Annotated in this window: 21 protein-coding genes; 8 read left to right on the forward strand and 13 right to left on the reverse strand. The window is 68.9% G+C overall.

The genetic code is table 11. From position 1 onward, the window contains the following. Nucleotides 1-37: 37 nt before the first annotated feature. Nucleotides 38-1,156, forward strand: a complete 1,119-nt coding sequence (locus BOSE125_RS08005) for an Rv2578c family radical SAM protein (protein ID WP_159551524.1) — start codon at nt 38-40, stop codon at nt 1,154-1,156. A 4-nt stretch (nt 1,157-1,160) separates the two neighbouring features. Here BOSE125_RS08005 and BOSE125_RS08010 read toward each other — a convergent pair whose 3' ends face one another. Further along, the gene (locus tag BOSE125_RS08010) at nt 1,161-1,658 is read right to left on the reverse strand and encodes a (deoxy)nucleoside triphosphate pyrophosphohydrolase (RefSeq protein ID WP_371300763.1); all 498 of its coding nucleotides are present in this window, start codon (nt 1,656-1,658) and stop codon (nt 1,161-1,163) included. Nucleotides 1,659-1,771: 113 nt separating this feature from the next. On the opposite strand from BOSE125_RS08010, the gene BOSE125_RS08015 reads away from it, so the two are divergent. Together BOSE125_RS08015 and BOSE125_RS08020 are read left to right on the forward strand one after the other, a co-directional pair. Continuing rightward, complete coding sequence (locus tag BOSE125_RS08015; RefSeq protein WP_159551528.1) at nt 1,772-3,034, forward strand: MFS transporter; 1,263 nt, start codon at nt 1,772-1,774, stop codon at nt 3,032-3,034. 133 nt (nt 3,035-3,167) lie between these two features. Continuing rightward, the gene (locus BOSE125_RS08020) at nt 3,168-3,443 is read left to right on the forward strand and encodes a GlsB/YeaQ/YmgE family stress response membrane protein (RefSeq protein ID WP_159551530.1); all 276 of its coding nucleotides are present in this window, start codon (nt 3,168-3,170) and stop codon (nt 3,441-3,443) included. Nucleotides 3,444-3,570: 127 nt separating this feature from the next. Here the strand turns inward: BOSE125_RS08020 and BOSE125_RS08025 are convergent, their stop codons facing one another. The 4 genes from BOSE125_RS08025 to infC all read right to left on the reverse strand — a co-directional run bounded on the left by BOSE125_RS08025 (nt 3,571) and on the right by infC (nt 6,461). Continuing rightward, the gene (locus BOSE125_RS08025) at nt 3,571-4,527 is read right to left on the reverse strand and encodes an RNA methyltransferase (RefSeq protein WP_159551532.1); all 957 of its coding nucleotides are present in this window, start codon (nt 4,525-4,527) and stop codon (nt 3,571-3,573) included. A gap of 55 nt (nt 4,528-4,582) precedes the next feature. Continuing rightward, complete coding sequence (gene rplT, locus BOSE125_RS08030) at nt 4,583-4,969, reverse strand: 50S ribosomal protein L20 (RefSeq protein WP_159551534.1); 387 nt, start codon at nt 4,967-4,969, stop codon at nt 4,583-4,585. 88 nt (nt 4,970-5,057) lie between these two features. Continuing rightward, complete coding sequence (rpmI, locus tag BOSE125_RS08035; RefSeq protein WP_159551536.1) at nt 5,058-5,252, reverse strand: 50S ribosomal protein L35; 195 nt, start codon at nt 5,250-5,252, stop codon at nt 5,058-5,060. Nucleotides 5,253-5,378: 126 nt separating this feature from the next. Continuing rightward, on the reverse strand, nt 5,379-6,461 hold the full coding sequence (infC, locus tag BOSE125_RS08040) for a translation initiation factor IF-3 (RefSeq protein ID WP_236557879.1): 1,083 nt from the start codon (nt 6,459-6,461) through the stop codon (nt 5,379-5,381). A gap of 360 nt (nt 6,462-6,821) precedes the next feature. Between infC and BOSE125_RS08045 the strand changes: the two genes are divergently transcribed. Next, nucleotides 6,822-7,193 carry a DUF1844 domain-containing protein gene (locus BOSE125_RS08045; RefSeq protein WP_159551538.1) on the forward strand — a complete coding sequence of 124 codons (372 nt, stop codon included), beginning with the start codon at nt 6,822-6,824 and terminating at the stop codon, nt 7,191-7,193. A 103-nt stretch (nt 7,194-7,296) separates the two neighbouring features. On the opposite strand, the gene BOSE125_RS08050 is transcribed toward BOSE125_RS08045, so the two are convergent. Next, nucleotides 7,297-7,728, reverse strand: a complete 432-nt coding sequence (locus tag BOSE125_RS08050) for a hypothetical protein (protein ID WP_159551540.1) — start codon at nt 7,726-7,728, stop codon at nt 7,297-7,299. A 328-nt stretch (nt 7,729-8,056) separates the two neighbouring features. On the opposite strand from BOSE125_RS08050, the gene BOSE125_RS08055 reads away from it, so the two are divergent. Further along, the gene (locus BOSE125_RS08055) at nt 8,057-8,305 is read left to right on the forward strand and encodes a WhiB family transcriptional regulator (RefSeq protein ID WP_010144519.1); all 249 of its coding nucleotides are present in this window, start codon (nt 8,057-8,059) and stop codon (nt 8,303-8,305) included. Between the two features lie 107 nt (nt 8,306-8,412). Here the strand turns inward: BOSE125_RS08055 and BOSE125_RS08060 are convergent, their stop codons facing one another. From BOSE125_RS08060 to BOSE125_RS08075, 4 genes are all read right to left on the reverse strand, one after another. Continuing rightward, the gene (locus BOSE125_RS08060) at nt 8,413-10,017 is read right to left on the reverse strand and encodes a sensor histidine kinase (RefSeq protein ID WP_159551542.1); all 1,605 of its coding nucleotides are present in this window, start codon (nt 10,015-10,017) and stop codon (nt 8,413-8,415) included. Nucleotides 10,018-10,026: 9 nt separating this feature from the next. Beyond that, nucleotides 10,027-14,940 (reverse strand): NAD-glutamate dehydrogenase, encoded by a 4,914-nt coding sequence (locus BOSE125_RS08065; RefSeq protein ID WP_159551544.1) that lies wholly within the window; start codon nt 14,938-14,940, stop codon nt 10,027-10,029. Nucleotides 14,941-15,102: 162 nt separating this feature from the next. Next, nucleotides 15,103-16,725, reverse strand: a complete 1,623-nt coding sequence (locus tag BOSE125_RS17955; protein WP_236557880.1) for an ATPase — start codon at nt 16,723-16,725, stop codon at nt 15,103-15,105. Nucleotides 16,726-16,733: 8 nt separating this feature from the next. Continuing rightward, on the reverse strand, nt 16,734-17,372 hold the full coding sequence (locus tag BOSE125_RS08075) for a flagellar biosynthesis protein FlgA (protein ID WP_159551546.1): 639 nt from the start codon (nt 17,370-17,372) through the stop codon (nt 16,734-16,736). Nucleotides 17,373-17,577: 205 nt separating this feature from the next. Here BOSE125_RS08075 and BOSE125_RS08080 point away from each other — a divergent pair, with 205 nt between their 5' ends. After that, a complete protein-coding gene (locus BOSE125_RS08080; protein WP_159551548.1) occupies nt 17,578-17,808 on the forward strand; it encodes a helix-turn-helix domain-containing protein in 231 nt (76 codons plus the stop codon). On the opposite strand, the gene BOSE125_RS08085 is transcribed toward BOSE125_RS08080, so the two are convergent. Further along, nucleotides 17,790-18,353: a hypothetical protein gene (locus BOSE125_RS08085; protein WP_159551550.1), complete on the reverse strand. Its 564-nt coding sequence runs from the start codon at nt 18,351-18,353 to the stop codon at nt 17,790-17,792. The two genes, BOSE125_RS08080 and BOSE125_RS08085, sit on opposite strands and share 19 nt — an antisense overlap. A 234-nt stretch (nt 18,354-18,587) precedes the next feature. On the opposite strand from BOSE125_RS08085, the gene BOSE125_RS08090 reads away from it, so the two are divergent. Further along, nucleotides 18,588-19,367 (forward strand): LysM peptidoglycan-binding domain-containing protein, encoded by a 780-nt coding sequence (locus tag BOSE125_RS08090; protein ID WP_159551552.1) that lies wholly within the window; start codon nt 18,588-18,590, stop codon nt 19,365-19,367. Between the two features lie 79 nt (nt 19,368-19,446). Beyond that, nucleotides 19,447-20,013 carry an Rv3235 family protein gene (locus BOSE125_RS08095; protein ID WP_159551554.1) on the forward strand — a complete coding sequence of 189 codons (567 nt, stop codon included), beginning with the start codon at nt 19,447-19,449 and terminating at the stop codon, nt 20,011-20,013. Here BOSE125_RS08095 and secA read toward each other — a convergent pair. Both secA and BOSE125_RS08105 read right to left on the reverse strand, forming a co-directional pair. Continuing rightward, nucleotides 20,010-22,799: a preprotein translocase subunit SecA gene (gene secA / locus BOSE125_RS08100; RefSeq protein ID WP_159551556.1), complete on the reverse strand. Its 2,790-nt coding sequence runs from the start codon at nt 22,797-22,799 to the stop codon at nt 20,010-20,012. The genes BOSE125_RS08095 and secA overlap by 4 nt on opposite strands. A gap of 99 nt (nt 22,800-22,898) precedes the next feature. Further along, nucleotides 22,899-24,170, reverse strand: coding sequence for a winged helix-turn-helix domain-containing protein (locus tag BOSE125_RS08105; protein WP_159551558.1), 1,272 nt, complete (start codon nt 24,168-24,170; stop codon nt 22,899-22,901). Between the last annotated feature and the right edge of the window lie 2 nt (nt 24,171-24,172).

The following is a 24,172-nucleotide window of genomic DNA, read 5'->3' on the forward strand; positions in this document are numbered from 1 at the left end:
CTTGCACCACTGTTAGTACATGTGTTCTAATCGAGGCATGCGATGGGAAGCGCAGACTCTGCAGGCCGGCGACGGGAACGAGCAGGGCGACGGCGGCACTCCAGCCGCACCGGCCGCTCTGCTCCCGCTCTCCGGTCTGCAGCGTTCCATCACCACGCCGGAGTTCGCGGACACCACCTTCCACGAGGTCGTGGCCAAGTCGGCCCTGAACAAGGTCCCGGACTCCTCCCCCATGCCCTTCCGCTGGACCGTCAATCCCTACCGGGGCTGCACCCATGCATGCCGGTACTGCTACGCGCGCAACACCCACGAGTATCTGGACTTCAACGCGGGCGCCGATTTCGATCAGCAGATCGTCGTCAAGGTGAACACCCCCGAGATCCTCCGGCGGGAGTTGGCACGCCCCAGCTGGAATCGCGAGCTGGTGGCCTTGGGCACCAACACGGACCCCTATCAGCGGGCCGAGGGCCGGTACCGGCTCATGCCCGGCATCATCACGGCCCTGGCGGATGCGGGCACCCCCTTCTCCATCCTGACCAAGGGCACCCTCCTGGGGCGGGACCTGGACCTGCTGGCCTCGGCCTCTCGCCAGGTGCCGGTACAGGTCTCCGTCTCCCTGGCCATGCTGGACGCGGGCCTCGCCCACCGGGTCGAGCCGGGCACCCCCACCCCGGCTGCACGGCTCAAGCTCATCGAGAGGCTGTCCTCGGCCGGCGCCCAGGTCACGGTCATGGCCATGCCCCTGCTGCCCTGGCTCACAGATTCCGACCGCCAGCTGGAGGACCTCATGACCGCGCTGGCCGGTGCCGGCGCCCAGTCCGTCCTGGCCGGGGCCCTGCACCTGCGGCCCGGGGCTCGGCAGTGGTATCTGCAGTGGATCGAGGAGGACCACCCGGACCTGCTGGACGGATACCGCCAGCTCTACGGCCGCAGCTCTTATGCGCCCGCCTCCTACCGCAAGGCACTCGGACGCCGAGCCTCCGCCGCAGCCCGGCGTCACGGCCTGCACCACGAGGGGGCCCACCGCATCACCCGCCCGGACGGGGACGGACCGAGCCCGGCGGCCCATCGCCCCGGAGCGGATGACCACCGGCCCCCGACCGGGACCACGGTCCCTGCCCAGCCGGTTCCCGCCCCGCAACTCGCGCTGTTCTAGAGTCTCAGCCCTGGGGGCGCACGAGCTCCACCAGCGCATCCACGATGGGCCGGTCCGCCGGAATCCAGTCCAATTCCTGCAGCGCAGCCCGGTCGAGGGCACGCCACTCGAGCAGGTCGTGGTCCTCCAGCGGCTGGGGGTCGCCCTCGATGATCACCGCGGTGAACACCCGCATCCTGGCCCCGTTGCCCAGCAGCCAACCCTCCGGATGGTCGGCGGTCACCTCGCGGTCCAGCCGGATGTGGACCCCGAGCTCTTCGCGCACCTCCCGGACCAGCGCGGCGCGGGCGTCCTCCCCCGGCTCCACCTTGCCGCCCGGGAACTCCCACAGACCCGCCAGGGCCTCCGGTGCGCTTCGCCGGGCGGCCAGCAGCACCGTCGGGGCCATCTCCTGATCCATGACGGCAGCTCCCACGACCGGCCGGGGCGTTCGGGAGACGGGACGGGACTCCGCATCCGGATCCGTCACCTGGAAGGGCACGGCCGGGGTCTCCGGGGTGATGTCGCTCATCCCCCGAGCCTACCCACCTCCCCCTGCGCCTTCCGGGCGATCTCCACCGGTGGGGATCGCCCGGAAAGCGCGTCGTGGGAGCGTGGGGACCGTAGTCTGGATCAGTGCCGAACACTGCCGACGACCCACCCTCCACCTCACCATCCACGCCATCTCCCGCCTCGCCTTCCTCGTCATCTGCCTCATCGTCCGCTTCGCGCTCCGACCCGCCTGGCCGTCGCGCCATCCTGCCGGGCATCCTCGCGCTGGCCCTCGGCGGCTTCGCGATCGGCACCACCGAGTTCGCCATCATGGGCCTGCTCCCCGAGGCGGTCGCAGACCTGGGCGTCGACCTGCCCGCCGGCGGCATCCTCATCTCCGCTTATGCCCTCGGCGTGGTCATCGGGGCACCGCTGCTGGCCGCCGGCATGGCCCGGATCGACCGGCGTGCCTCCGCCCTGTGGCTGATGGCACTGTTCGTCATCGGCCACGCTGCCAGCCTGTTCGCCCCGGACTTCACCACCATGCTCGTGGCCCGGTTCATCTCCGGCCTGCCCCACGGCGCGTACTTCTCGGCTGCTGCCCTGGCGGCCGCCCACTTGGCCGGACCGGCCCGTCGCGGTCAGGCCATCGCCTGGGTCATGGCGGGATTGTCCGTCGCGAACCTCATCGGGGTCCCGTTGGCCACCTGGTTGGGCCAGAACTCCGGATGGCGGTGGATGTTCATCGTCACGGGCCTCTTCGGCGCCGCCACCCTGGCCGCCGTGGCCTGGCTGGTCCCCCGCGTCCCGGCTCCGGCCGGCGCCTCCGTGCGCAGTGAACTCACGGCCCTGAGATCTCCGGCGCTCTGGAGGGCGATCGTGGTCGGCATCATTGGCTTCGCGGGCATGTTCGCCCTCTACACCTACATCGCTCCCGTCTTCACGGACGTCGGTGGAATGCCCCCGCAGCTGGTGCCGGTCATCATGGGCCTCTACGGCGTCGGCATGGTGGTCGGCACCCTGGTCGGCGGCACCCTGTCCGACCGCTCGGCACGGCGGACCCTGCAGGGGATGCTCGCCATCGTGGCAGTGGCGCTGGCCTGCTTCAGCCTCACCGCTGAATGGTGGATCCTCTCGCTGGTGCCACTGCTGGCCGCCGCCATGGCCGCCTCGGCTCTGGTCCCGTCCCTGCAGGTCCTGCTCGTCGACGCCGCGCCGCAGGCACCCCAATTGTCCGGGGCACTCAACCATTCGGCCCTCAATCTCGCCAATGCCATGGGTGCCTGGGTGGGTGCCGGCGTGATCCAGGCCGGTCTCGGCCTGCAGGTGCCGGCAGGCGCCGGAGCGGCCTTGGCCGTCGTCGGATTCCTGCTCTCCGTGGTCCTGCTCCGGTCCCGCAACACCTGAGAATTCCGCTCCGGCTTGCTATGTTGCGCTCAGGCGCAGTTCCTGGCCGTCCATCAACCGTGGACCGGGAGCGCGCCGTGGACGGACACTATCCGTATCCGTATTGCTTCACGAGCATGAAGGGGTAGACAACATGAGCATCATCAGCTGGATCATCATGGGCCTCGTAGCAGGTGCCATCGCCCGGCTCATCCTTCCGGGCAAGCAGGGAGGTGGCTGGTTCGGTGCCCTGATCACCGGCATCATCGGCGCCGTCTTGGGTGGCTGGATCGGCGGCGCCCTGTTCAACCTCGACCTCAACGAAGGCTTCTTCGACTTCTGGACCTGGGTCTTTGCCATCATCGGTGGCGTCATCGTTGCGTTCATCTGGCAGGCCATCACCGGCCGGCGAGACCGCACGACGGCCTGATCACCCGGGTACGCCAACCAATCTCAATCCCCGACCTCCCCGACCGCGAAGGGCGCCCCCTCATGGAGGGGGCGCCCTTCGTCTTCTCGTGGTGGCGACTGCAGCGGTGATTCCGGCCCGGATCACCTCAGGCAGGGGTGCCGCCGGGCGCGTGCTGCGCCATGGCCGAGGCATAGAGGCAGACGGTGGCTGCCGTGGCCACGTTGAGTGATTCGGCCCGACCGTACAACGGGACCGCCACCCTCTCGGAGGCCAGGGCCAGCTCATCGGCGGACAGGCCCTGGGCCTCGTTGCCGAACAACCAGGCCGTCGGACTGGTCAGCAGGCCCGACGGCGGCCGGTCCAGCACCACGGACCCGTAGCCGTCCGCTGCCAGCACCGCCAGGCCACGGTCGCGAAGCGAGCCCACGGCAGTGGCGGCCTCCACTCCGGTCACGACCGGTACGTGGAACAGCGAGCCGGCGGTGGAGCGCACCACCTTGGGATTGAACACGTCCACGGAACCTGCCGTCAGCACCACCGCGCCGGCCCCCGAGGCATCGGCCGCCCGCAGGATGGTCCCCGCATTGCCGGGGTCCTGGATTCGGCACAGGACGGCGGCCAGCCGTGGTTCCGGAAGCGCAGCGAGGACGGTGGCGGCTCCGGTGTCCGGGATGTGACAGACGGTGATGATGCCCTGCCCGGTGACGGCATCGGCCATCGCATCCAGGACCTCGTCGGTCACCCACCGCACCGTCACGTCCCGCTCGACGGCACGGCGGACCAGTTCCGCCAGCTCCGGGTCACGATCTGCCACCCGAGTGGAGAGGTAGACGGACTCCACGACCCGGCCCGGAATCCACTGGGTGTAGCCCTCCGGACGAGGGGGCTGACGGCCGGCGCCATGGGCGGGGCCGGCGTTGTGGTCTGGACGAGGGCCCAGCATTCCCAGGTGCGCCCGCAGCGCCTCCCGGGATGACTGCGGCCCCTCGGCGAGGAACAGGCCGTCCCGGGAACGCGACGAGCGCCCCGCCAGGCGTGCGACCTTCCGGACCCGGTCTGCCCGGGGGTTGGTCATCACGTCCTGATCGGGGCGCTCGTTCATGGTGTTCCGAGTTCGGTGGCGATCCTGTGCCGCCACCGTCACCGGGTGCGCGTACTTACTTCGCGGCTGCCGGGGCGTTGACGTCTGCCGGCAGGGCCGCGCGGGAGGCCGTCACCAGGGCGGCGAACGCCGCAGAGTCGGACACGGCCAGCTCCGCGAGCATGCGGCGGTCCACCTCGATGCCAGCCAGCTTGAGGCCCTGCATGAAGCGGTTGTAGGTCATTCCGTTGGCGCGGGAGGCCGCGTTGATGCGGGTGATCCACAGCCGGCGGAAGTCACCCTTGCGCTTCTTGCGGTGCTGGTAGTTGTAGACATACGAGTGCAGCAGCTGTTCCTTGGCCTTGCGGTAAAGGCGGGAACGCTGTCCGCGGTAACCGGCCGCGCGGTCCAAGACCACCCGGCGCTTCTTGTGGGCGTTGACTGCCCGCTTCACACGTGCCACGTGCGTACTCCTTCGAATCGATGCCCACCGCGTACTTCGTCAGTCGCGGCGGCTAGCTGTGTGCGGCCGAGAAGGCCACGGGGAAATGTCAGATGCCCAGCATCCGCTTGATGGTCTTGACGTTGGCCTTGGAGACCAACTGGTCGGAGGCCAGACGGCGGGTCAGCGTGGAGGGCTTGTGCTCCAGGTAGTGGCGGCGGTTGGCCTGCTGACGCATCAGCTTGCCGGAACCGGTCACGCGGAAGCGCTTCTTGGCTCCGCTGTGGGTCTTCATCTTCGGCATGGCTGCCGTTCTCCTTCATGTTGGCCGTCCGCCCGTGGGGCGGACAGTGCTACGTGGACCCTCCCGGAGGTGGGGCCGATCTGGTCCGTACCGGTCTGAAGCCGGTGACGAAAGGGTGGTGCTGGTCTACTTGCTTCCGCCCGGCTTGGGGCCGGGCCTCGGCGCTGCACCGGGCTTGGGTGCCGCAGACGGCTTCGGCATGCCCGGCTTGGGAGCCGATGCCGGTTTCGCGGCGGGCTTGGCCGCCGCAGGCTTGGGAGCAGCGGCAGGTTTGGCCACCGCGGGCTTCGGCGCTGCCGCAGGCTTGGCGGCGGCAGGCTTGGCGGCGGCAGGCTTGGCGGCGGCAGGCTTGGCGGCGGCAGGCTTGGCGGTCGCCGGCCTGGCGGCCGGAGCTGCCTTGGCCGGAGCCGGCTTGTCTGCCGGAGCCTCCTTGACCGGAGCCGGCTTGTCTGCCGGAGCCTCCTTGGCCGGAGCAGCCTGCTGGTCTGCAGGCTTCTCGGCCGGCTTCTCCACCGGAGCCTCCGGAGCTTCCGCAGCCGGAACCTCCGTACCGGCCTGGGCCAGCTTCTTCAGCTCTTCCGGCATGGCATCCGACATCGTGCTGGACAGCGGTGCCGAGGAGGTGTCCTCGGCGACCTTCTCCTTCGCCTCACGAGCCGCCACGTCACGGCGGGAACCGACGCGTTCCTGCTTCGGCTCCTGGTGCTTGCGGGCCTCAGCACGGGCCTCTGACTTGTTCTTCAGCGGACCGATCACCATGACCATGTTGCGGCCGTCCTGGCGCGGACTCGACTCGACCATGCCGACGTCGGCCACGTCCTCGGCGAACTTCTGGAGCAGGCGGATGCCCAGCTCGGGACGCTGCTGCTCACGTCCACGGAACTGGATCATGGCCTTGACCTTGTCCCCAGCGGTGAGGAACTTGCGGGCATGACCGGTCTTGGTCTCATAGTCGTGCTTGTCGATCTTCAGGCGGAAGCGGACTTCCTTGAGGATCGTGTTGGTCTGGTTCTTCCGGGCCTCACGGGCCTTGACAGCGGCCTCGTACTTCCACTTGCCGAAGTCCATGAGCTTGCAGACCGGCGGCTTGGCCGTGGGGGCCACTTCAACGAGGTCCAGATCGGCCTCGGCGGCTAGACGCAACGCATCCTCGATGCGCACAATTCCCACCTGTTCGCCCTGGGGGCCGACCAGGCGCACCTCGGGCACGCGGATCCGTTCGTTGATTCTTGGCTCGCTAATCTTGCAACTCCTGTTTCTGGACGCTGTGGATGCGGGGCCGCCATCCCGGTGCGGCTCCCTGCGCTGATCGAGAGACAACTAAGGCCTCCGTGCTCAACGCAGACGGAGGCCTGGCCGACGGACGTATCCGCCGACCCATCGGCCGACTGGTCCCCTTCCGGGGCCGTCCGACCGGTGACCCGGCAACTCGGTCCGCCGTGGCGGACGTGCTGCTGACGCGGGTGGGAGATGGCCTCCACTTCGATGGCTGATCTCGTCACCCATCTCACACACGTACTACAGTGGAATGGGACACGGGACCAGCCGGTCTGTGACAAGCTTACCAGCATGAATGACGAACAGCAGAATCCCTCCCCCTCGGACGATCCCGTCAACGATCGGGTGCGGGAGATCCATGAGGTCCCGGCCGTGGAACTCATCAACACCGCCGCCGTGCACCTCATGACCGCCTCTGCGGTGAAGGTCGGCTTGGCTGACACGCCGAACGCCGAGGAACTGATCGACCTGGATGAGGCACGCAAGCTGATCACCGCGCTGGCCGGCCTGGTCACGTCCGCTGCCCCGGAGATCGGCAGCCAGCACGCCGGCCCCTTGCGCGACGGACTGCGTTCGCTGCAGTTGGCGTTCCGCGAGGCCTCGCCCTTCCCGGATGCACCGGGCAAGGGTCCGGGCGAGAAGTACACGGGTGCCGTGAACTGACATGACCACCGGCCGCACCAGCGGCCACCCTGTGCACAGACTCCCGGGCCTGGCCCCGTCCTCGGACGGTGCCAGGCCCGTATGTTTCGGCCCTGACCGCTCTTCAGCGGTGGAGGCCCGCCAGATGCTCGGCGACCTGGCGGCTGAACATCAAGAACAGGATCCCAGCGGCCGGCACGAGGAAGAGCAGTCCGGTCGCCACGTTCCCGGCGGAGAAGAAGCTGACGGACAGGATCACGGCGAACAGCTCGATCACCACCACGGCGGCCCGGACCCAAGCCCTGCCGGCCCACAGGCTCAGGCCGGCAGCACCGATCCAGAATCCCGCGGCCGCGATCAGGACCACCAGGAAGATCTGCGCGCCCAGGTTCAACACGCCGCTGCCGATCTCGAGGGCGTACACCACGGCGACACCGAGGACCGCGAGGGCCTGGAGGAGTAACAGCGCGGTCAGTGTCACCACCGCCGGCGGCCGGTGCGCGCGATCTTGAGGGGAGGATGACCGGAGGTTGGCCTGGTGTTCTGGCGTGGGCACGGCATCCGGCTTTCTGTTGCTCTGCGGGCTGATGGCCGCACCCTTGACAGTGGTGACGGCGGGCCGGAATAGTCTACGGCACCGGCTCCGCGCTGTGATCAACATCGCATGATAACCGCAAGTTAACCTGCTGGGCCTCTTGTTTACTCGTATTCGACATGAAAAGATATTTCACGAAGTTCAGCGGGGGTCGTCGCAACGGCCCTTTTTTGTTGCCGTCGACAGGATGCTGCAGATCAGCCCCCGCATGAGGACTACCGTCCGATGACCCGAGACAGTATTGCCGGGGCCACCCGTGTGCCCGGCAGCGAAGGAGTGAACGATCAGCATGGATTGGCGTAGCCGGGCAGCGTGCCTGGACAAGGACCCGGAACTTTTCTTCCCGGTGGGGAACACGGGTCCGGCCCTGCTCCAGATCGAAGAGGCCAAGGCTGTCTGCCGCACCTGTGAAGTGGTCGACACGTGCCTGCAGTGGGCCATCGAGTCCGGACAGGACTCCGGCGTCTGGGGCGGCATGAGCGAGGATGAGCGCCGCGCCCTCAAGCGCCGGGCCGCCCGCGCGCGCCGCGCCTCCTAAGCCTGAAGCCAGACCGGGAACCCTGCGAACACCACAGACACGTTACAGGCCCTGACCCCGTGGGGTCAGGGCCTGTGACGTGTCCCGTCAAATCCCTCGGCACTCCATCAGTGCTCCGGGACCGGCGCCTGGATGACCACCTCGGTGCCGCCGGACTCCAGCGCCATCCAGTCGATGGTGCCCCGCAGGTCCCCCGCCACCAGCGTGCGGACGATGTGAAGGCCGAGCCCGGGGCTCTGCCCCGGTGCCGGAACGACGCCGGCTGACCCACCTCGGGCGTTCCGGGGATCGGCTCCGGTGTCCATCGCCGAACCGCCGGCGGCCCGCCCGGGTTCGCTGCCGACGTCGGACACCTGATCAGGGCCTCCCGCCCCCTCCATTCCGCTGTCCCAGAGGCGGACCTCCAGTCGCTCGCCAGAGGGTGTCTGCGTCCGGCGAGCCGAGAGCCCCACATGGCCACCCTTCGGCCCGATCCCGTGTTCCACCGCGTTCATGGCGAGTTCATTGATCACCAGGGCCAAGGGGGTCGCAAGGTCGGAGGGCAACTGGCCGAAACCGCCTCGGAATTCCGTGCTGATCTCCCGTCCGTCGCCGGCCACCTCCACGGCGAGCCGGAACTGGCGCCCCAGCAGGGAGTCCATGTCCACCTGTTGGTCCAGGCCTCGGGACAGCGTCTCGTGGACGAGGGCGATGGTGTCCACGCGGCGCATGGCCTGCTCCAGGCCCTTCTTCGCCTCCTCTGAGTGCATCCGCCGCGACTGCATCCGCAGCAGGGACCCCACGGTCTGGAGATTGTTCTTCACGCGATGGTGGATCTCCCGGATGGTGGCGTCCTTGCCGATGAGCTGCTGCTCCCGCCGGCGCAACTCCGTGACGTCCCGCAGGAGCACTAGCGCCCCGAAACGTCCTGCCTCATCGCGCAGCGGCACCGTGTGCAGGGTGAGGTTGACCGAGCGGACGTCCAGCTCGGCGCGGGCTGCGGCCTTGCCCGTCAGAACCAACGGCAGGGACTCGTCCACGGGCCGGCGTTCATCCTGGAGGTCCGTGACGATCCTCGCCAGGGACCGCCCCTCCAGGGGCTCGGTCTCCCCCAGCCGGCGGAAGGCCGAGACGGCGTTCGGCGTCGCGAAGTCCACCAGTCCCTCGGCGGTCAGGCGCAGAACACCGTCTCCGACCCGGGGCGAACCCCGGTGAGAGCCGCTGACGGCGTCGTCCGTCTCCGGCCACTGGCCGCGGGACAGCATGGTCAGCAGTTGTGTGGCGCTTTCCCGGTAGACCAACTCGAGCCGGGACGGCGTGCGCTGGCCCGTGAGGTTCTGGTGGACAGTGACCACCCCGATGCTCCGGTGGTGGCGGACCACGGGCCACACCGCCACCCTCATGGAGCTGTCCGGACCGTGCACCGAGGGCGCCGTGGCCGTCGGCTCGCCGGTGGTCCAAGCCTGGTCCACCAGGGACTTCAGGTCGGTCCGGACCCGGCTGCCCACGATGTCCCGGTGCAGGGAGGTCTGTGAGGTGAAGGGCCGGGCCTGGGCCAGGGCCACGAAGCCGCGGCCGGTGGCCTCCGAGCCCGCGACCGGATACCACAGCACCAGGTCCGCGAAGTCCAGGTCCGCGATGAGCTGCCACTCACCGACCACCATGTGCAGCCAGTCGACATCGCCCTCCGCCAGGTCGGGGTCGTCGTGGAGGGGGTCGGTGAACAAGGCCATGGGACAGTTCTACTGGGCCGTCACCGATCGCAGTTGGCGCAACGCCACGGAGAGCGAGGCCAGATCGTCCGACCCCGACTCGCGGATCTCCTCGAGGAAGCGTTCGGCCCTCTCCAGCCGGGTGGCGTTCTCCTCCTCCCAGGCCTCGACCAGGCGGGATCCGTCGTCCGTGTCCGCCTCGGTCCCACCGGCCAGGACGTCGGTGGTGACGTTGAGGATCAGGGCGTACAGGTCATCCCTCAGGGCGGCTCGCGCCAGCGCCTTCCAGCGCCCGCTCCGGGGCAGGTCCGTGATGAGATTGAGCATCTCCTCGGCGTCGAACCGGTCGTAGAGACGGAAGTAGACGTCCGCCACGTGCCGCGGTTCCCGTCCGGTCTGCCGGGCCAGGCGGACCACGTCCAGCAGACCGAAGGACTCGAACAGGATGGATCGCCGGCGGGCCAGCTCTGAGGGCAGACCAGCTTCCAGGGAGGCGTCCCGCCATTCGGCGAAGCGCTCGGCGTCCTGGCCCTGCACCAGCTGGGGCAGGTCCTCGACGAGGGCCTGAAGGGGGGCGGCGTAGTACTCGACGACTGCGCCGATGCCCTCGCCCTCCGCCCGGTGGTTGACGAGCCAGCGCACCGCCCGGTCGAGGAGCCTGCGGGCATCGAGGTAGACGCGTGCTTTGACCTCGCCGTCCACGCTGGCGGGCAGCGCCCGGAGCGACTCGAAGTAGTCGCCGTACCCGTAGATCTCCTTCATCGCCGAGTAGGCGGCGACCACGGTCGCGGCATCCGCCCCCGTCTCCTCCATGGCCCGGAACACGAAGGTGGTGCCGCCGGTGTTGACCACGTCGTTGGCCACGACGGTGGCGATGATCTCCCGGCGCAGCGGATGCTGCTGGATCCGCTCGGCATAGCGGCCACGTAGAGCGGAGGGGAAGTAGGCGTCCAGGGTGCGGTCATACCAGGGATCGTCCGGCAGGTCCGAGTCCAGCAACTGGTCGGACAGGTTCGTCTTCGCGTAGGCCACCAGCACCGCCAGCTCCGGCGTGGCCAGGGACTGGCCCTGCTCGAGGCGTTCTCCCAGCTCGTCGTCACTGGGCAGGTCCTCCAGCTCACGGTTCAGGTCCGCGTTCTCGACCAGCCACTGGATGTGCCGCTCGAAACTCGGCAACCATTCGGACACCTTCTGGGAATCATTGCGCAACAGGGTGTTCTGGTCGACGTTCGTCTTCAGGACCAGTTCGGCGACCTCATCCGTCATGGACTCCAGCAGGCCGGACCGGTCGTCTGCGTCCAGCGCCCCGGTGGAGACCAGCTGGTCCACCATGATCTTGATGTTGACTTCGTGGTCGGAACAGTCCACGCCGGCCGAATTGTCGATCGCGTCCGTGTTGATCAGCACCCCGGACAGGTTGGCCTCGATCCTGCCCCGCTGGGTGAAACCGAGGTTGCCGCCCTCCCCCACGACGGCCGCACGCAATTCACTGCCGTTGATGCGGATCGCATTGTTGGCCCGGTCCCCGACCTCGGCGTGGACTTCGGACTCCCCCTTGACGTAGGTGCCGATGCCGCCGTTGTACAGCAGGTCCACGGAAGCCTTCAGGATGGCCTGGAGCAGGTCGTTGGGCCTCAACTCGGTAGTGCCCAAGGGCAGATCGAGCAGTTCCTGGACCTGGGGGCTCACCGGGACCGATTTGGCATTGCGGTCATACACGCCACCGCCCTCGCTGAGCAGCGACGCGTCGTAGTCGGACCACGAGGACCGGGGCAGCTCGAACAGCCGCCTGCGCTCGGCGAAGGACACGGCCGGATCCGGATGCGGATCCAGGAAGATGTGCAGGTGATTGAAGGCGGCCACCAGCCGGATGTGCTCGGACAGCAGCATGCCGTTGCCGAACACGTCGCCGGACATGTCCCCGATCCCCACGACGGTGAAGTCCTCGGTCTGGGTGTCCCGGCCGAGGGACGCGAAGTGGCTCTTGACCGACTCCCAGGCGCCCCGGGCGGTGATGCCCATCGCCTTGTGGTCGTAGCCCACCGAACCGCCGGAGGCGAATGCGTCGCCCAGCCAGTGCCCGTACTCGGCGGAGATGGCGTTGGCGGTGTCGGAGAAGGATGCCGTGCCCTTGTCCGCCGCCACGACGAGGTAGGCGTCGTCCTCGTCATAGCGCACGATCCGCTCCCGGGTGGAGAAGACCATCCCGGTTCCGTCGGTGCTGCGCGACTGCTGGTCGGTGATGTCCAGCAGCCCGCGGATGAAGGTCCGGTAGGCCTCCCGGCCCGCCTCCACCCAGGCACCGCGGTCCACGGCCGGGTCCGGCAGGCGCTTGGCGAAGAATCCGCCTTTGGCCCCGGTGGGGACGATGACAGCGTTCTTGACCTGCTGTGCCTTGACGAGTCCAAGGACCTCGGTGCGGAAATCCTCCCGGCGGTCCGACCAGCGCAGACCGCCGCGGGCGATGGGGCCGAACCGCAGGTGCACGCCTTCGACCTCCGGGTCGTACACCCAGATCTCCCGTGCGGGCCGGGGCTGCGGGGCGAAGTCGATCTCCGAGGTCGCGATCTTGAAGCTCAGGCGCCGATGCCCTTGGAAGAAGTTGGTGCGCTGAGTGGCCTGCATGACGGTCAGGAAGCCTCGCAGCACGCGTTCGGCGTCCAGGGTGACGACGTCCTCCAGCGCCTCTTCGGCCCGTTCACGGACCCGCTCCAGACTCTGGCGCCGGGTCTCGCCGGCATCCGGGCCGTCGTCGTCTGTGGCCGAGGGGGTCGTGGGATCGAAGCGGGTGAAGAAGTAGTCGACCAGGGCCCGCGTCACGGTCTCGTGGGCCAGGAGCGCGTCCGCCATGAAGTCGAAGGAGTTCTGCATCCCGAGCAGCCGCAGGTACTTCGCGTAGGCACGCAGGACGCTCACGGTTCGGGAGTCCAGGCCGTGGGCGAGGACGAGGCGATCCAGGGCGTCGGACTCGGAGACGCCGGTGGTGGCGGCGACGACCGCGTCCTCGAGCAGCCCGGCGGTGGCCTCAGATTCGGTGCCCACCGGGTAGCCCAGCCCGAAGTCATAGAGGTAGAACTTGCGTCCGTCCGCCGGTTCCACCTCGAAGGGCCGTTCGTCCAGCACGGACAGGCCGAGGTTCTGCAGCACGGGCAGGATCTCGGTGAGCGTGCGTGGCCGGTCCGAATAGACCTTCATCCGGCCGATCGTGAGGTCTGTGACCCGTTCCTCGGCGATCCGTGAGCGCTCGTCCTGGTGTTCGGGGACGACGTGCACCACGGGCGCCCCCTCCCCCGGAAGGCCATTGAACCGGCCGATGTCCTCGAGGGCGTTGTCGATCTCGTAGGCCACCCGGTAGGCGGGCGGAAAGGCCTCGTCCCACAATCGGGCGGCGTCCACGCCGGAATCGGCGCCGAACGCCTCGACCGCCTGTTCGTCCACCCCCTCCTTCCAGGACCGGACGGCCCGGACCAGCCGGTTCTCGAGGTCCTTGGCGTCCACCGGTGCGGCGCGTTCGCGCTCGCGCGGCAGCCGGATGCGGAAGTACAGGCGTGCCAGCACGGATTCGGTGAGCCTGACCTGGAAGTCCAGGGACTCCCCGCCCAGGGCTTCCAGGAGCACGTCCTGGATACGGCCGCGCACATCCGTGTTGTAGCGGTCGCGGGGCAGGAAGACGAGGGCGTTCATGAAACGGCCGTAGGTGTCCGGCCGCAGGAACAGCCTGGTGCGGCGGCGTTCCTGCAGCTGCAGGATCTGCCGACAGGTCTCCCACAACTCATCCACGCCCACCTGGAACAGTTCGTCACGCGGGTAGGTCTCGAGGATCTGCTGGAGTTCGGCACCGGAGTGGGAGTCCCGAGGGAACCCGGACCGGTGCAGCACCTCGGCTGCCTTCTCCCGCACCAGCGGGATGTCTTCGAGTGACACCGAGTACGCCTTGGGGTCCCACAACCCCACGAACCGGCGTTCACCCGTGACCTTGCCGTCACGGTCGTAGGTCTTCACGGCCACATAGTCCATGTAGGCAGAACGCTGCACCCGGGAACGCGAGTTCGCCTTGGTGATGATCAGCGGGATGGGTCGCTCGATCTGGTTGCGACCGGCGATGGACAGGGGAGCCGGCGGCGTGGTGGGCCGTCGGCGCAGGATACCCAGGCCGGTGTCCTCCACCGGGACCAGGACCTGGCCGTTGTCCCCACTGTGCAGCACGTACTCGCGGTAGCCGGTGAACGTGAAGTGGCCGTCCTCCATCCAGTTCAGCAGCTCGCTGCTCTCGCGCACGCCCTGCACGTTCGTCGGGGCATCGTGCGTCAGAGTGCGGGCGGCGGTGAAGGCAGCCGCGCGCATGCGGTCAGCATCGGCGATGGCCGCGCGCACGTCCGCCAATGCGTGGCCGAGTCCCTTCTCGAGCCGGGCGGCCTCCTCATCGTCCAACGGGCCGACGGTCTGCACGCCGATCCAGGACTCTACGCCGGTGCGTTCGCCATCACCGGCGACCAGGGGGCCGAGGTCGGCGAGCGCTGCCGTGGTGTCACCGCTGGCGGTGCCCTGCTGGGTGGGGACGCGGTGGACGGCGGTCAGCGTCCCGGTGTCCTTGGCCCGATGGGTGATCACGGTCGGGTGGGCGACCATGCGGATCGCGTGCCCCTGGCGGGTCAGCTCACTCGTGACGGAGTCCACGAGGTAGGGCATGTCCGCATGCACGATCTGGACGAAGCCGTGGGGCCGGCTGGGGGTCACCCTCACGACCGCTTCGTTGGTGCCACGCCCGGCGGCCATCTCCACGTGCGTGGCGACGAGCCTCTCACGCGTGGGTGGGTCCAGCTCGGCCAGGTCCGCCTCCGAGACGTGCTCGAAGTACGCGCGGGCGAGGTGTTCGAGACCGAGGGGGGCGTCCGGGGTGCCGGCGGCCTGTTGATCGGTCCACAAAGGGGTTGACGACGACATCTGGGGGGTGTCCTCTTCCATCGCTGCAGCTATACCGGAGGAACCGGGCCTGGGCCGGGTGCAACCGGATGAGTGGAACGTCCTTGGTCCACTAGGGCGAGCCTAACGGCCCGCAGGTCAAAGCGTGAACGACGTGTGCCCGCTGCGGAGCGACGCGGGGGCTCAGCTGCGCCGCAGCAACGTCCGCAGACCGTGTCCGACGGCGGCCGTGGCGGGTCCCGTCTGGTGGCTTCCGGCAGCCGTGCCGGCCAGCCGGGCCACGGCGCGGCGCAGGGCCGACTTCGGTGCGGCCTCGGCCAGCACCTGCCCGCCGAGCAGCGCACGGTCCAAGGCCCGGCGGTCCCAGGGTAAGAACCCTCCGACGGTCCATGAACCGCCGAACCGGTCGAGGACGCCGGTGATCTGCGATTGTGGGGCCACCCCGGAGGCATCCGTCCGGACCTGGTTGACGACCACCTCGACCCGGCTTCGCTCCATGGTGTCCACGTGCAGGCCCAGCTCGTCCAAGCCGTGGATGAGCCGGGGCAGCCCCACCGGGTCGCCGGTGCCGACGGCCAGGATGCGGTCCGCGGCGGCCAACCCGGCCAACGTGGCCGCGTTGCGCTGTGGAGCGGGGATGTCGAAACTCAGTTCCTCGTCCTCCTCCAGGCAGAACCCACAGTCCAGCACGACCTCGTCCCAGCCGGCTGCTGCCGCCGACAGCACGCCGTCCAGGGCGGCGCGGCGCAGTTCCGGCCACCGGTCCGCACGGGTCAGTCCCGTGAGTACCTGGAGGGTGGTCCCGGCCACCCGAGCCCGGAGCGCTGCTCGTCCGACCCCCTCCGGGGAGATCCCTCCCTGGTCGGCGGTCCGGCACGCTTGGGCGATGCCCGCGGATTCGTCTAACAGGCCCAGGTGGATGCCCGCGGAGGCCGCATAGGTGTCCAGATCGATCAGCAGGGTCCTGCGTCCGGCGAGGGCCAGCTCCACCGCGAGGTTGACTGCCACCGTGGTGCGGCCCGGGCTCCCAGCGGGTCCCCAGACGGCAGTCACCCGGGGCGGTGCCGCGGGCTCGGTGGCAACTTCCCCGGGGACCAGGGGCTCCGGCTCGCCGCGTCGATCGGATGGGGCTTCCATGGCCGGATCATCGCCGGGGTCCGGCGCCAGAACGCCCGGCACGGCCGGGCAGGCGTCGCCCCGGTCTGCTCCATCCCGCTCTGCGCTAGCCGGTTCTGCGCCGACCCGGATGGCGCCAGCCCCCGTGACGGAGAAGGACAGAGCCTGAGCGTGATCGGCTCCCGGGCCAGGGGTGCGCACCTCGTCGTCGGCCGGGCGAGCCGGCGTCGTCTGCTCTGACTCGGTCAGGTCGTCAGCGCCGTTCTGGGCTGCCCGGCGCCCACGGCCGCGCGCCCCGGGTCCGGCCGCGGCGCGCTGGCGTTGCTGGTCCTGGGAAGCCGCGTCGGCCAGCAGCACGGCCAGCTCTTCCGGGTCCAGATCCGGGGAGGCCACCGGGATACCGAGACCGGAGAGGCGGTCGCGTTCAGCGGCCACCTCACTGAGTGCCACCACCGCGGCGGTCCGGGAACCCGCACTCCCGTCACCCAGGGATTCCATGAACGTCAAGGTGAGTTGATCGGTGTCTCCGGCCACGAGAACGACGTCCGCCAGACCCGTGCGGGCCATCGAGATCAGTTCGGCGAGACTCTCGCAGCGGCGGATCACCGTGACGGGCCCACGCAGTCGCTCGAGTCCGGAGACGTGGTCGAAGCCGGGCATGATGGTGGTGGCCACCGAGACCTTGCGCATGTGCACTCCTACTGTCCAGCGAGCGACGGGACCACGCTGATGCGCGCACCATTGCCCTTGGCGTCCAGGACCTGTGGCAGCTGCTCCGGACCCACGAGGATCTGCACGTTCATCCCGCCCGTGGAGCCGAACGATCCGGTGGCCTCCGTGATCTCGGCCAGTTCGGCCGACGGGGCAACCAGTTGCGGTTCGCTGAAGCCCTGATTGCCGTCCTTGGCTGCGATCCACACGTCCACCCGGGACCCGGAGGCCGTTCCCTCGGGGAGCGGGTCGGCCACCGTCAGGGACACAGCCTGCCGGGACTGTGGGTCCACCACGGCCACGGCACCGGCCGGGAGCAGTTCACCCTGGCGCACCGTGCCCACCACCGCGCTGTCCCCCGGGAACGGTTCGTCCGCTCGGAGGTAGTCGTCGGCCGCGTCTCCCAACCGGGCCTGCACCACCGTCAACTGTTCGGCCTCGACGACGTTGCCCGGAACCAGGTCCTGCCCGGCGGCCCAGTAGCCCTCTGATCGGTCCAGTGACTGCACCAGTGCCACGATCCCGGCCACCGACAACAGCACCAGCAGGAGCCCGGCCAGCAGCCGGGGGTCCTTCCATCCCGGCCGCGTGAGCCGCGGAGCCTCCGCCGTGTTCGTCCCCTCCACGGGCGTCCTCCCTCTCCGGTTCAGCAGCCCCATTCGCCGCTGACGTCCCCGACCACCTTAGCCAAGCCCGGCGCCTCCGCTGCCGGGGTGTGGACAACACGGGGTGAACAGAGCGCACAGAACCGCTGCTGTGGACAACCCCTGCACGGAAGGCGACCGTGGAAGAATGGAGGTGACCGATGCCCGCTCTCGACCCGGAGGACCAATGCCGCGCTTCCTGACCCTGACCGATGTCGCCGAGGAGCTCCAGGTCTCCATGGCGCAGGCACGTGCGCTGGTGCGCAGTGGGGAGCTGCCGGCCATCCAGATCGGCGGCCGGGGCCAGTGGCGGGTGGAGCAGGTCAAGCTCGACGAGTACATCGAGGACCTCTACGTGCAGCAGGCCGCCAAGGCCGAGGCCCGGAAGGCCGGTGCACCTCAGACGGAGGACGCCTGAGCCGAACGCACCAGGTGGATGGCGTCGAAGGGGATCACCCTGAGCCCGCGGACATTGCGCCCGCGCCGCTGTTCGTCCCGCGGGTGGACCGCCAGGTCGAGGTGGTCCAGCCCCACCCGGTCGATGGTCCCCTCCCCGAGTAGCCGCCCGTCCCGGCCGGTGACCACGAGAGCCACGCGGGCCCGGGACAACGACCGGTACAGGGAGCCGATGCCCAGCCGCCGCCGCCCGGGGGACGGTTCCTGGGCCACCACGGCCAGGGGGCTGTCGACGGCCGCCACGGCAGCGAGGTTCACCACCAGGCTCCCGCTCCGGTCCGTGCCGCCGATCCAGGTGGACCCCACTGTGGAGAGGCTCAACTCCAGCCGTTCTCCGTCCGCCAGCAGAAGCGCCAGCGGCGTCCCCACCGCCCCGCGCAATCGATCGATCAGGGCGATCGAGGATCGCTCGCCGCGCGTCATCTCGGCCGCCTCGGCCTCGGTGTCCTGCCAGTGTCCCTGGGCCAGCTGGGCCTCCAGATCGGCAAACAGCCCATCCCATCTCATCTCTCCAGCCTAGACGGGGGAACCGGCCTCACCCGTCTCCGGGGTGAACGGGCCACCGTGGGGCGCGGTCCAGGACCTGGCGCCGCCTCAGCATCTGTGAAGCTCAAATCGCATCAAACGTCATCAAACGTTCATTGCAGCACCCTATTGACATCGCAAGCCAACTATTGTTGCCTTAGTCCATCAAGGAAGAACGACGGGCGTCCGGCGCCCGCGTGGCTGAAGGGGCACACTGTGAGTGCATCGTCTGAGAACCGCCGCCCGGCACTCCGGGGCGAGGACCTGGTCCTGACCCTGCTGTGCACCGTGGCCGGACCGTTGCTGTGGTGGTTCGGCGCAACCGGGCTGGGAGGGGCCGCTCCCAGCGCCGGCCTGCCCCTCGTCGAGCGGCTGGTGGCCTCCCTGTGTGCCGGAGCGGGCGCCGTCGTGGCCGCATGGTGGTTCCTGGCTGTGCTGGGCACCGCCTTGGTGGCACTGGGTCACCGGACCAGGTCGCTCCGCCTCATACGCTGCGGCGGCACACTCTCCCCCGCCTTCCTCCGCCGGGTGGCGGCGTCAGTCCTGGGAGTCAACCTGCTGCTGGCGCCGGGGGCCTGGGCCACGCCGGGGTCCACCGTCGAGCCGCTCCCGGCGGCCCACGTTTCCACAGCGCGGGCGGCCTCGGTGTACACGCCCACCGCCCTCCCACACCCGGGTTGGCTCTCGGCCGCCTCGGCATCCCTGCCGGACGAACAGCCCCTTCCGACACCCACGTGGAAACCCTCGGCCCCGGTACCGTCCGCTCCCGGTGCACCGCGCTCGGGCCAGTCCGCCACGGACGACGTCAAGACCGTCACGGTACGCCGGGGTGATTGCCTGTGGGACATCGCAGCGCATGAACTGGGTCCCACTGCCACCGACCTGGAAGTGGACGGCCGATGGCGCCAGTGGCATGACCACAACCGCACCGTCATCGGCAGCGACGCCGATGTACTCATCCCCGGCACCGTCCTCACGGCACCGCCCCTGAACTAGTCGGCACCCCGCACCGCATCCCGACCGAAGCCCCCACCGAACCCCGAACACGCTCGATTCCAGCACAACCGGAGGAACCATGACGACCTTGACCACGGCAGCAGAACAGACCCCGGAGCAGACTCCGGCCCTGACCGTGACCGCCGTTCCCGCCACCCTGCCGCCCCTGGACTCCGTGGCCGGCTCCGGCCTGGGCCTGGCCTCCCGTGAAACGCGGAGTCAGCAGCACCCGGCATGGGCGCCCCGGCAGCGTCCACTCGACGAGACCACGATGACCGAGCGTGCACAGGCAGAGCACCGGCGCGAGGAAGAACGCCATGTCCGGTCCCTGGCGCGGATCGTGGCCTTGGCCTGTGTGGAGGCCGAACTCGGTCTTCGGTCGGCACGTCAGCTGTCCGCATGGCTCGACCTGGCCACCTACCAGAAGATGATCCGCCGGGCCGACCTGGCCCAACGAATCCGGGCCACCCGGAGCGATGGTCCCTCCGCGGCACCCAAGGCCCTCGGGGCTCGGGCCTGCCGACTGGGCCAGGATGCCTATGAGGCCAGTGCCACTGTCCAAATGCCGGACCGCGCCCGGGCCATGGCCTTGCGCATCGAGAAGCACCGCAACCGGTGGAAGGTCACGGCGCTGGAACTCGGTTAGCGGCGGCTCTTCTTGGATTTCTTGGCACTGCGCGGAGCGTCCTTCGCCCCGTCGGCTCCGTTACCGGAGTCTTTCTGGCCAGCCTCATCAGCGGCCCCTGCAGACGTCTGAACGTTGCTCGCCCCTTCGGTTCGGCGCACCTGCGTGGTGACCTCACCGGAGTCCGACGGCGCGGAGAATCGTAGGGTGGACGGCTGGCGAGGCGCGTCGAGGCCCTTGACGTTCAGGACCGGCGTCATCGTCGTGGACCGGGCGTCCTGGACACCGGGCAACGAGGTCGGTGCCGGAGCGGTCTGCACCTCGAGGTTGAACAGGTATCCGATCGACTCCTCTCGGATGGCCTCCATCATGGCCTCGAACAGGATGAAGCCCTCGCGCTGGTACTCCACCAGGGGATCACGCTGGGCCATGGAGCGCAGCCCGATCCCCTCTTTGAGGTAGTCCATCTCGTAGAGATGCTCCTGCCACTTCCGGCCGATCACCGAGAGCACCACGCGGCGCTCCAGTTCGCGCAGAGTGTCCGGCCCGATTGCCTTCTCGCGGTCCTCATAGGCCAGCCGGGCATCGGAGACCAGCTCACGCTTCAGGTCCTCGGCCTTGAGCTTCGTCAGGCCGCCGGACTCCTCCACCACCTCGTCCACGGTGACGCCCACCGGGTACATCTGCTTCAGATCCGTCCAGAGCTGGTCCAGGTCCCAGTCGCCGGCGTGCCCGGCACCCGTGGCCTCATCCACCACGGTGGAGACGGCATCCTCGAGGAAGTTCTGGATCTTGGACCGCAGGTCCTCCCCCTCCAGGATGTGCCGGCGGTCCGTGTAGATGGCCTCACGCTGGCGGTTCATCACGTCGTCGTATTTCAGGACGTTCTTGCGCTGCTCGGTGTTGCGCGATTCGACCTGCTGCTGGGCGTTCTGGATGGCGCCAGACACCATCTTCGACTCCAGCGCCATGTCATCCGGAACGGAGGCAGAGTTCATGATGCGGGACGCGGCACCCGGGTTGAAGAGGCGCATCAGGTCATCGGTCAGCGAGAGGTAGAAACGGGATTCGCCTGGATCACCCTGACGGCCGGAACGGCCGCGCAGCTGGTTGTCGATGCGCCGGGACTCGTGGCGCTCAGTGCCGAGCACGTAGAGCCCGCCAAGCGCGAGGACCTCCTCGTGTTCCTTCTTGACCGCCTCCTGGGCGGCGGCCAGGACCTCGTCCCACAGTTCCTCGTAGCGTTCGGCGTCCTCAACGGGATCCACGCCACGCTTCTGCATCTCGGTGACGGCATTGTGCTCAGCGTTGCCGCCCAGCATGATGTCGGTGCCGCGGCCAGCCATGTTGGTGGCCACGGTGACGGAACCCTTGCGACCGGCCTGAGCCACGATCGACGCCTCACGAGCGTGGTTCTTGGCGTTGAGCACCTCGTGCCGGACGCCGTTCTTGGCCAGCAGCTTGGAGAGGTACTCGGACTTCTCCACGGAGGTGGTGCCCACCAGCACGGGCTGGCCCTTCTCGTGCCGCTCGGCGATGTCCTTGACCACCGCGTCGAACTTCGCCACCTCATTCTTGTAGATGAGGTCGGTCTGGTCCGCGCGCTGGATGGACCTGTTGGAGGGAATGACCACCACGCCCAGCTTGTAGGTGGACATGAATTCACCGGCCTCGGTCTCGGCGGTACCGGTCATGCCGGACAGCTTCTCGTAGAGGCGGAAGTAGTTCTGCAGGGTGACGGTGGCCAAGGTCTGGTTCTCCGCCTTGATCTGCACGCCCTCCTTGGCCTCGATGGCCTGGTGCATGCCCTCGTTGTAGCGGCGGCCGGCCAGGACACGGCCGGTGTGCTCGTCCACGATGTTGACCTCGCCGCCCAGCACGACGTAGTCCTTGTCCTTCTTGAACAGCTCCTTGGCCTTGATGGCGTTGTTCAGGTACTGGATCAGCGGGGTGTTGGCGGACTCGTAGAGGTTGCTGATGCCCAGCCAGTCCTCCGTCTTCTCGATGCCCGGTTCGAGTACGCCGACGGTCTTCTTCTTCTCGTCTACCTCGTAGTCCTCGTCCAGGGTCAGCTTGCGCACCAGCTTGGAGAACTCGGTGTACCAGCGCGAGGCGTCACCCTGGGCCGGACCGGAGATGATCAGCGGGGTGCGGGCCTCGTCGATGAGGATGGAGTCGACCTCGTCGACGATGGCGAAGTGGTGGCCGCGCTGGACGAGTTCGTCCTTGGACCAGGCCATGTTGTCCCGCAGGTAGTCGAAGCCGAACTCGTTGTTCGTGCCGTAGGTGATGTCCGCGGCGTACTGGGCGCGCCGGGTGGCGGGATCCTGGTTGGCGACGATCACGCCGGTCTCCAGGCCGAGGAACCGGAAGACGCGGCCCATCAGCTCGGACTGGTAGCTGGCGAGGTAGTCGTTGACCGTGATGACGTGGACGCCCTGACCGGAGAGGGCGTTGAGGTAGGCCGGGGCGGTGGCCACGAGGGTCTTGCCCTCACCGGTCTTCATCTCGGCGATGTTCCCGAGGTGCAGGGCCGCACCGCCCATCAACTGGACGTCGTAGTGACGCTGGCCGAGGGTGCGTCCGGCCGCCTCGCGGACAGCCGCGAAGGCCTCGGGCAGCAGTGAGTCGAGCGACTCGCCGCCGGCGATCCGCTCACGGAACGCGTCGGTCTCGCCGCGCAGCTCGGCGTCGGACATCTCGCGGAACTCGTCCTCGAGGACATTGATGGCGTCGGCGAATCCCCTCAGGCGCTTGAGGACCTTCTTGTCCCCGGTCTTCAGGATTCGTTCGATGAATGATGCCACGTGCCTAGACTCCCTGTTCCCCGGTGCACCGGGTGCGTCGGTATGCGTTGCGCTCGGGTACCCCGGTTCGGCCAGCGGCCACGGGGATACCCGGACAGTCTACGGTCTAATCTCTGGGAGCTTCCTCCATGTCCGCCGCAGTTCCACTGGCAGGTCCCCGTCGGCATTCCCCTCCACCACCACGTCCTCGAGGCCCAGCCATCGAGCCAGCTCGCCCAGCTCGGCGGCCAGCTCCACCACCACCTGCCCGACGCCGGCCGCCCGGCCCCCTGACCCACTCGCCTTCCCTGGGCCGCCGGGTACTGCTCCCGGATCCTCGGACCAGGCACCGCGCACCATCAGTACCTTGCCGGCACGGTCCGCCTTGAGGTCGACCTGCGCGACCAGCCGCTCCCCGAGCAGGAACAACAGGGAGTAATAGCCGCGGGTCCGTTTCGGAGCGGGGGTGTAGATCCCCAGGCGGTACCGGACGCCGAACAGCGCTTCGACCCGCGGCCGGTGGAACACCAGGGGATCGAAGGGGCTGACCAGGGCCCGGCCCGTTGCGGCCCTGGGGGTCACCGCCTCGGCGTGGCGCCACGCCGCCACGGTCGTCCCGCGGAGACCCGGCAGCCGGACGGGTTCCAGCACGCCCTCGTGGTGCAGTTGCACCGCTGCGGCGCGGGCGGCCGTGACGGTGATCCGGTAGTAGTCGGCGAGGCTGGCCTCGGTGGCGACCCCGAGGGCCCGCGCGGCGGTGTCCACCAGCTCCAGGACCGCCGCGTGACGGTCCGGCACCTCGGAAGCCGGATCGATGGCCGAGGCCGGCACGAAGCGGCGTTCGAACTGGGGATTGCGGCCGGCACTGGCGATCTGCCCGGACGCGAAGAGGTCTTCGAGGACCCGCTTGACCACGGACCAGTTCCAGCCCCAGTGCCCCTGGTGGCCGCCGTGGTGCCCCAGCCGGCCCTCGACCTGCCGCGCCGTCAGCGGGCGGTAAGCCGAGAGCAAGGTGAGGATCTGGTGCGACAGCTCATCCCTGATCTGAGTGTCCAGGCCCGTGGCGGTCATCCAGGTGCGACGCTGGACCGCCACGAGCGCCGGCCGCAACCTGACCGGAACCAGGGAGGCCTCGTGGGCCCAGTACTCGGTCCACGGGGGGTGCCTCTGGTGGGACAAGCGGTCCAGCAGAGCCGGATCATAGGGGCCCAGCCGGCTGAAGAGGGGCACGTAGTGGGCCCGCGCGAGGATGTTGACCGAGTCCACCTGGAGCACGCCGAGCCGGTCCAGGGTCGACCTGAACTTCCGGGCGCCAGGCGGGCCCGGCCGGCGTCGTTGGTGGATCAGCTGGGCGGCCAACGCCGTCCGGCGGGCCTCGGAGTAGCCGAGCACCG

The sequence above is a fragment of the Citricoccus sp. K5 genome (assembly GCF_902506195.1).
In the GTDB taxonomy this organism is placed as follows: domain Bacteria; phylum Actinomycetota; class Actinomycetes; order Actinomycetales; family Micrococcaceae; genus Citricoccus.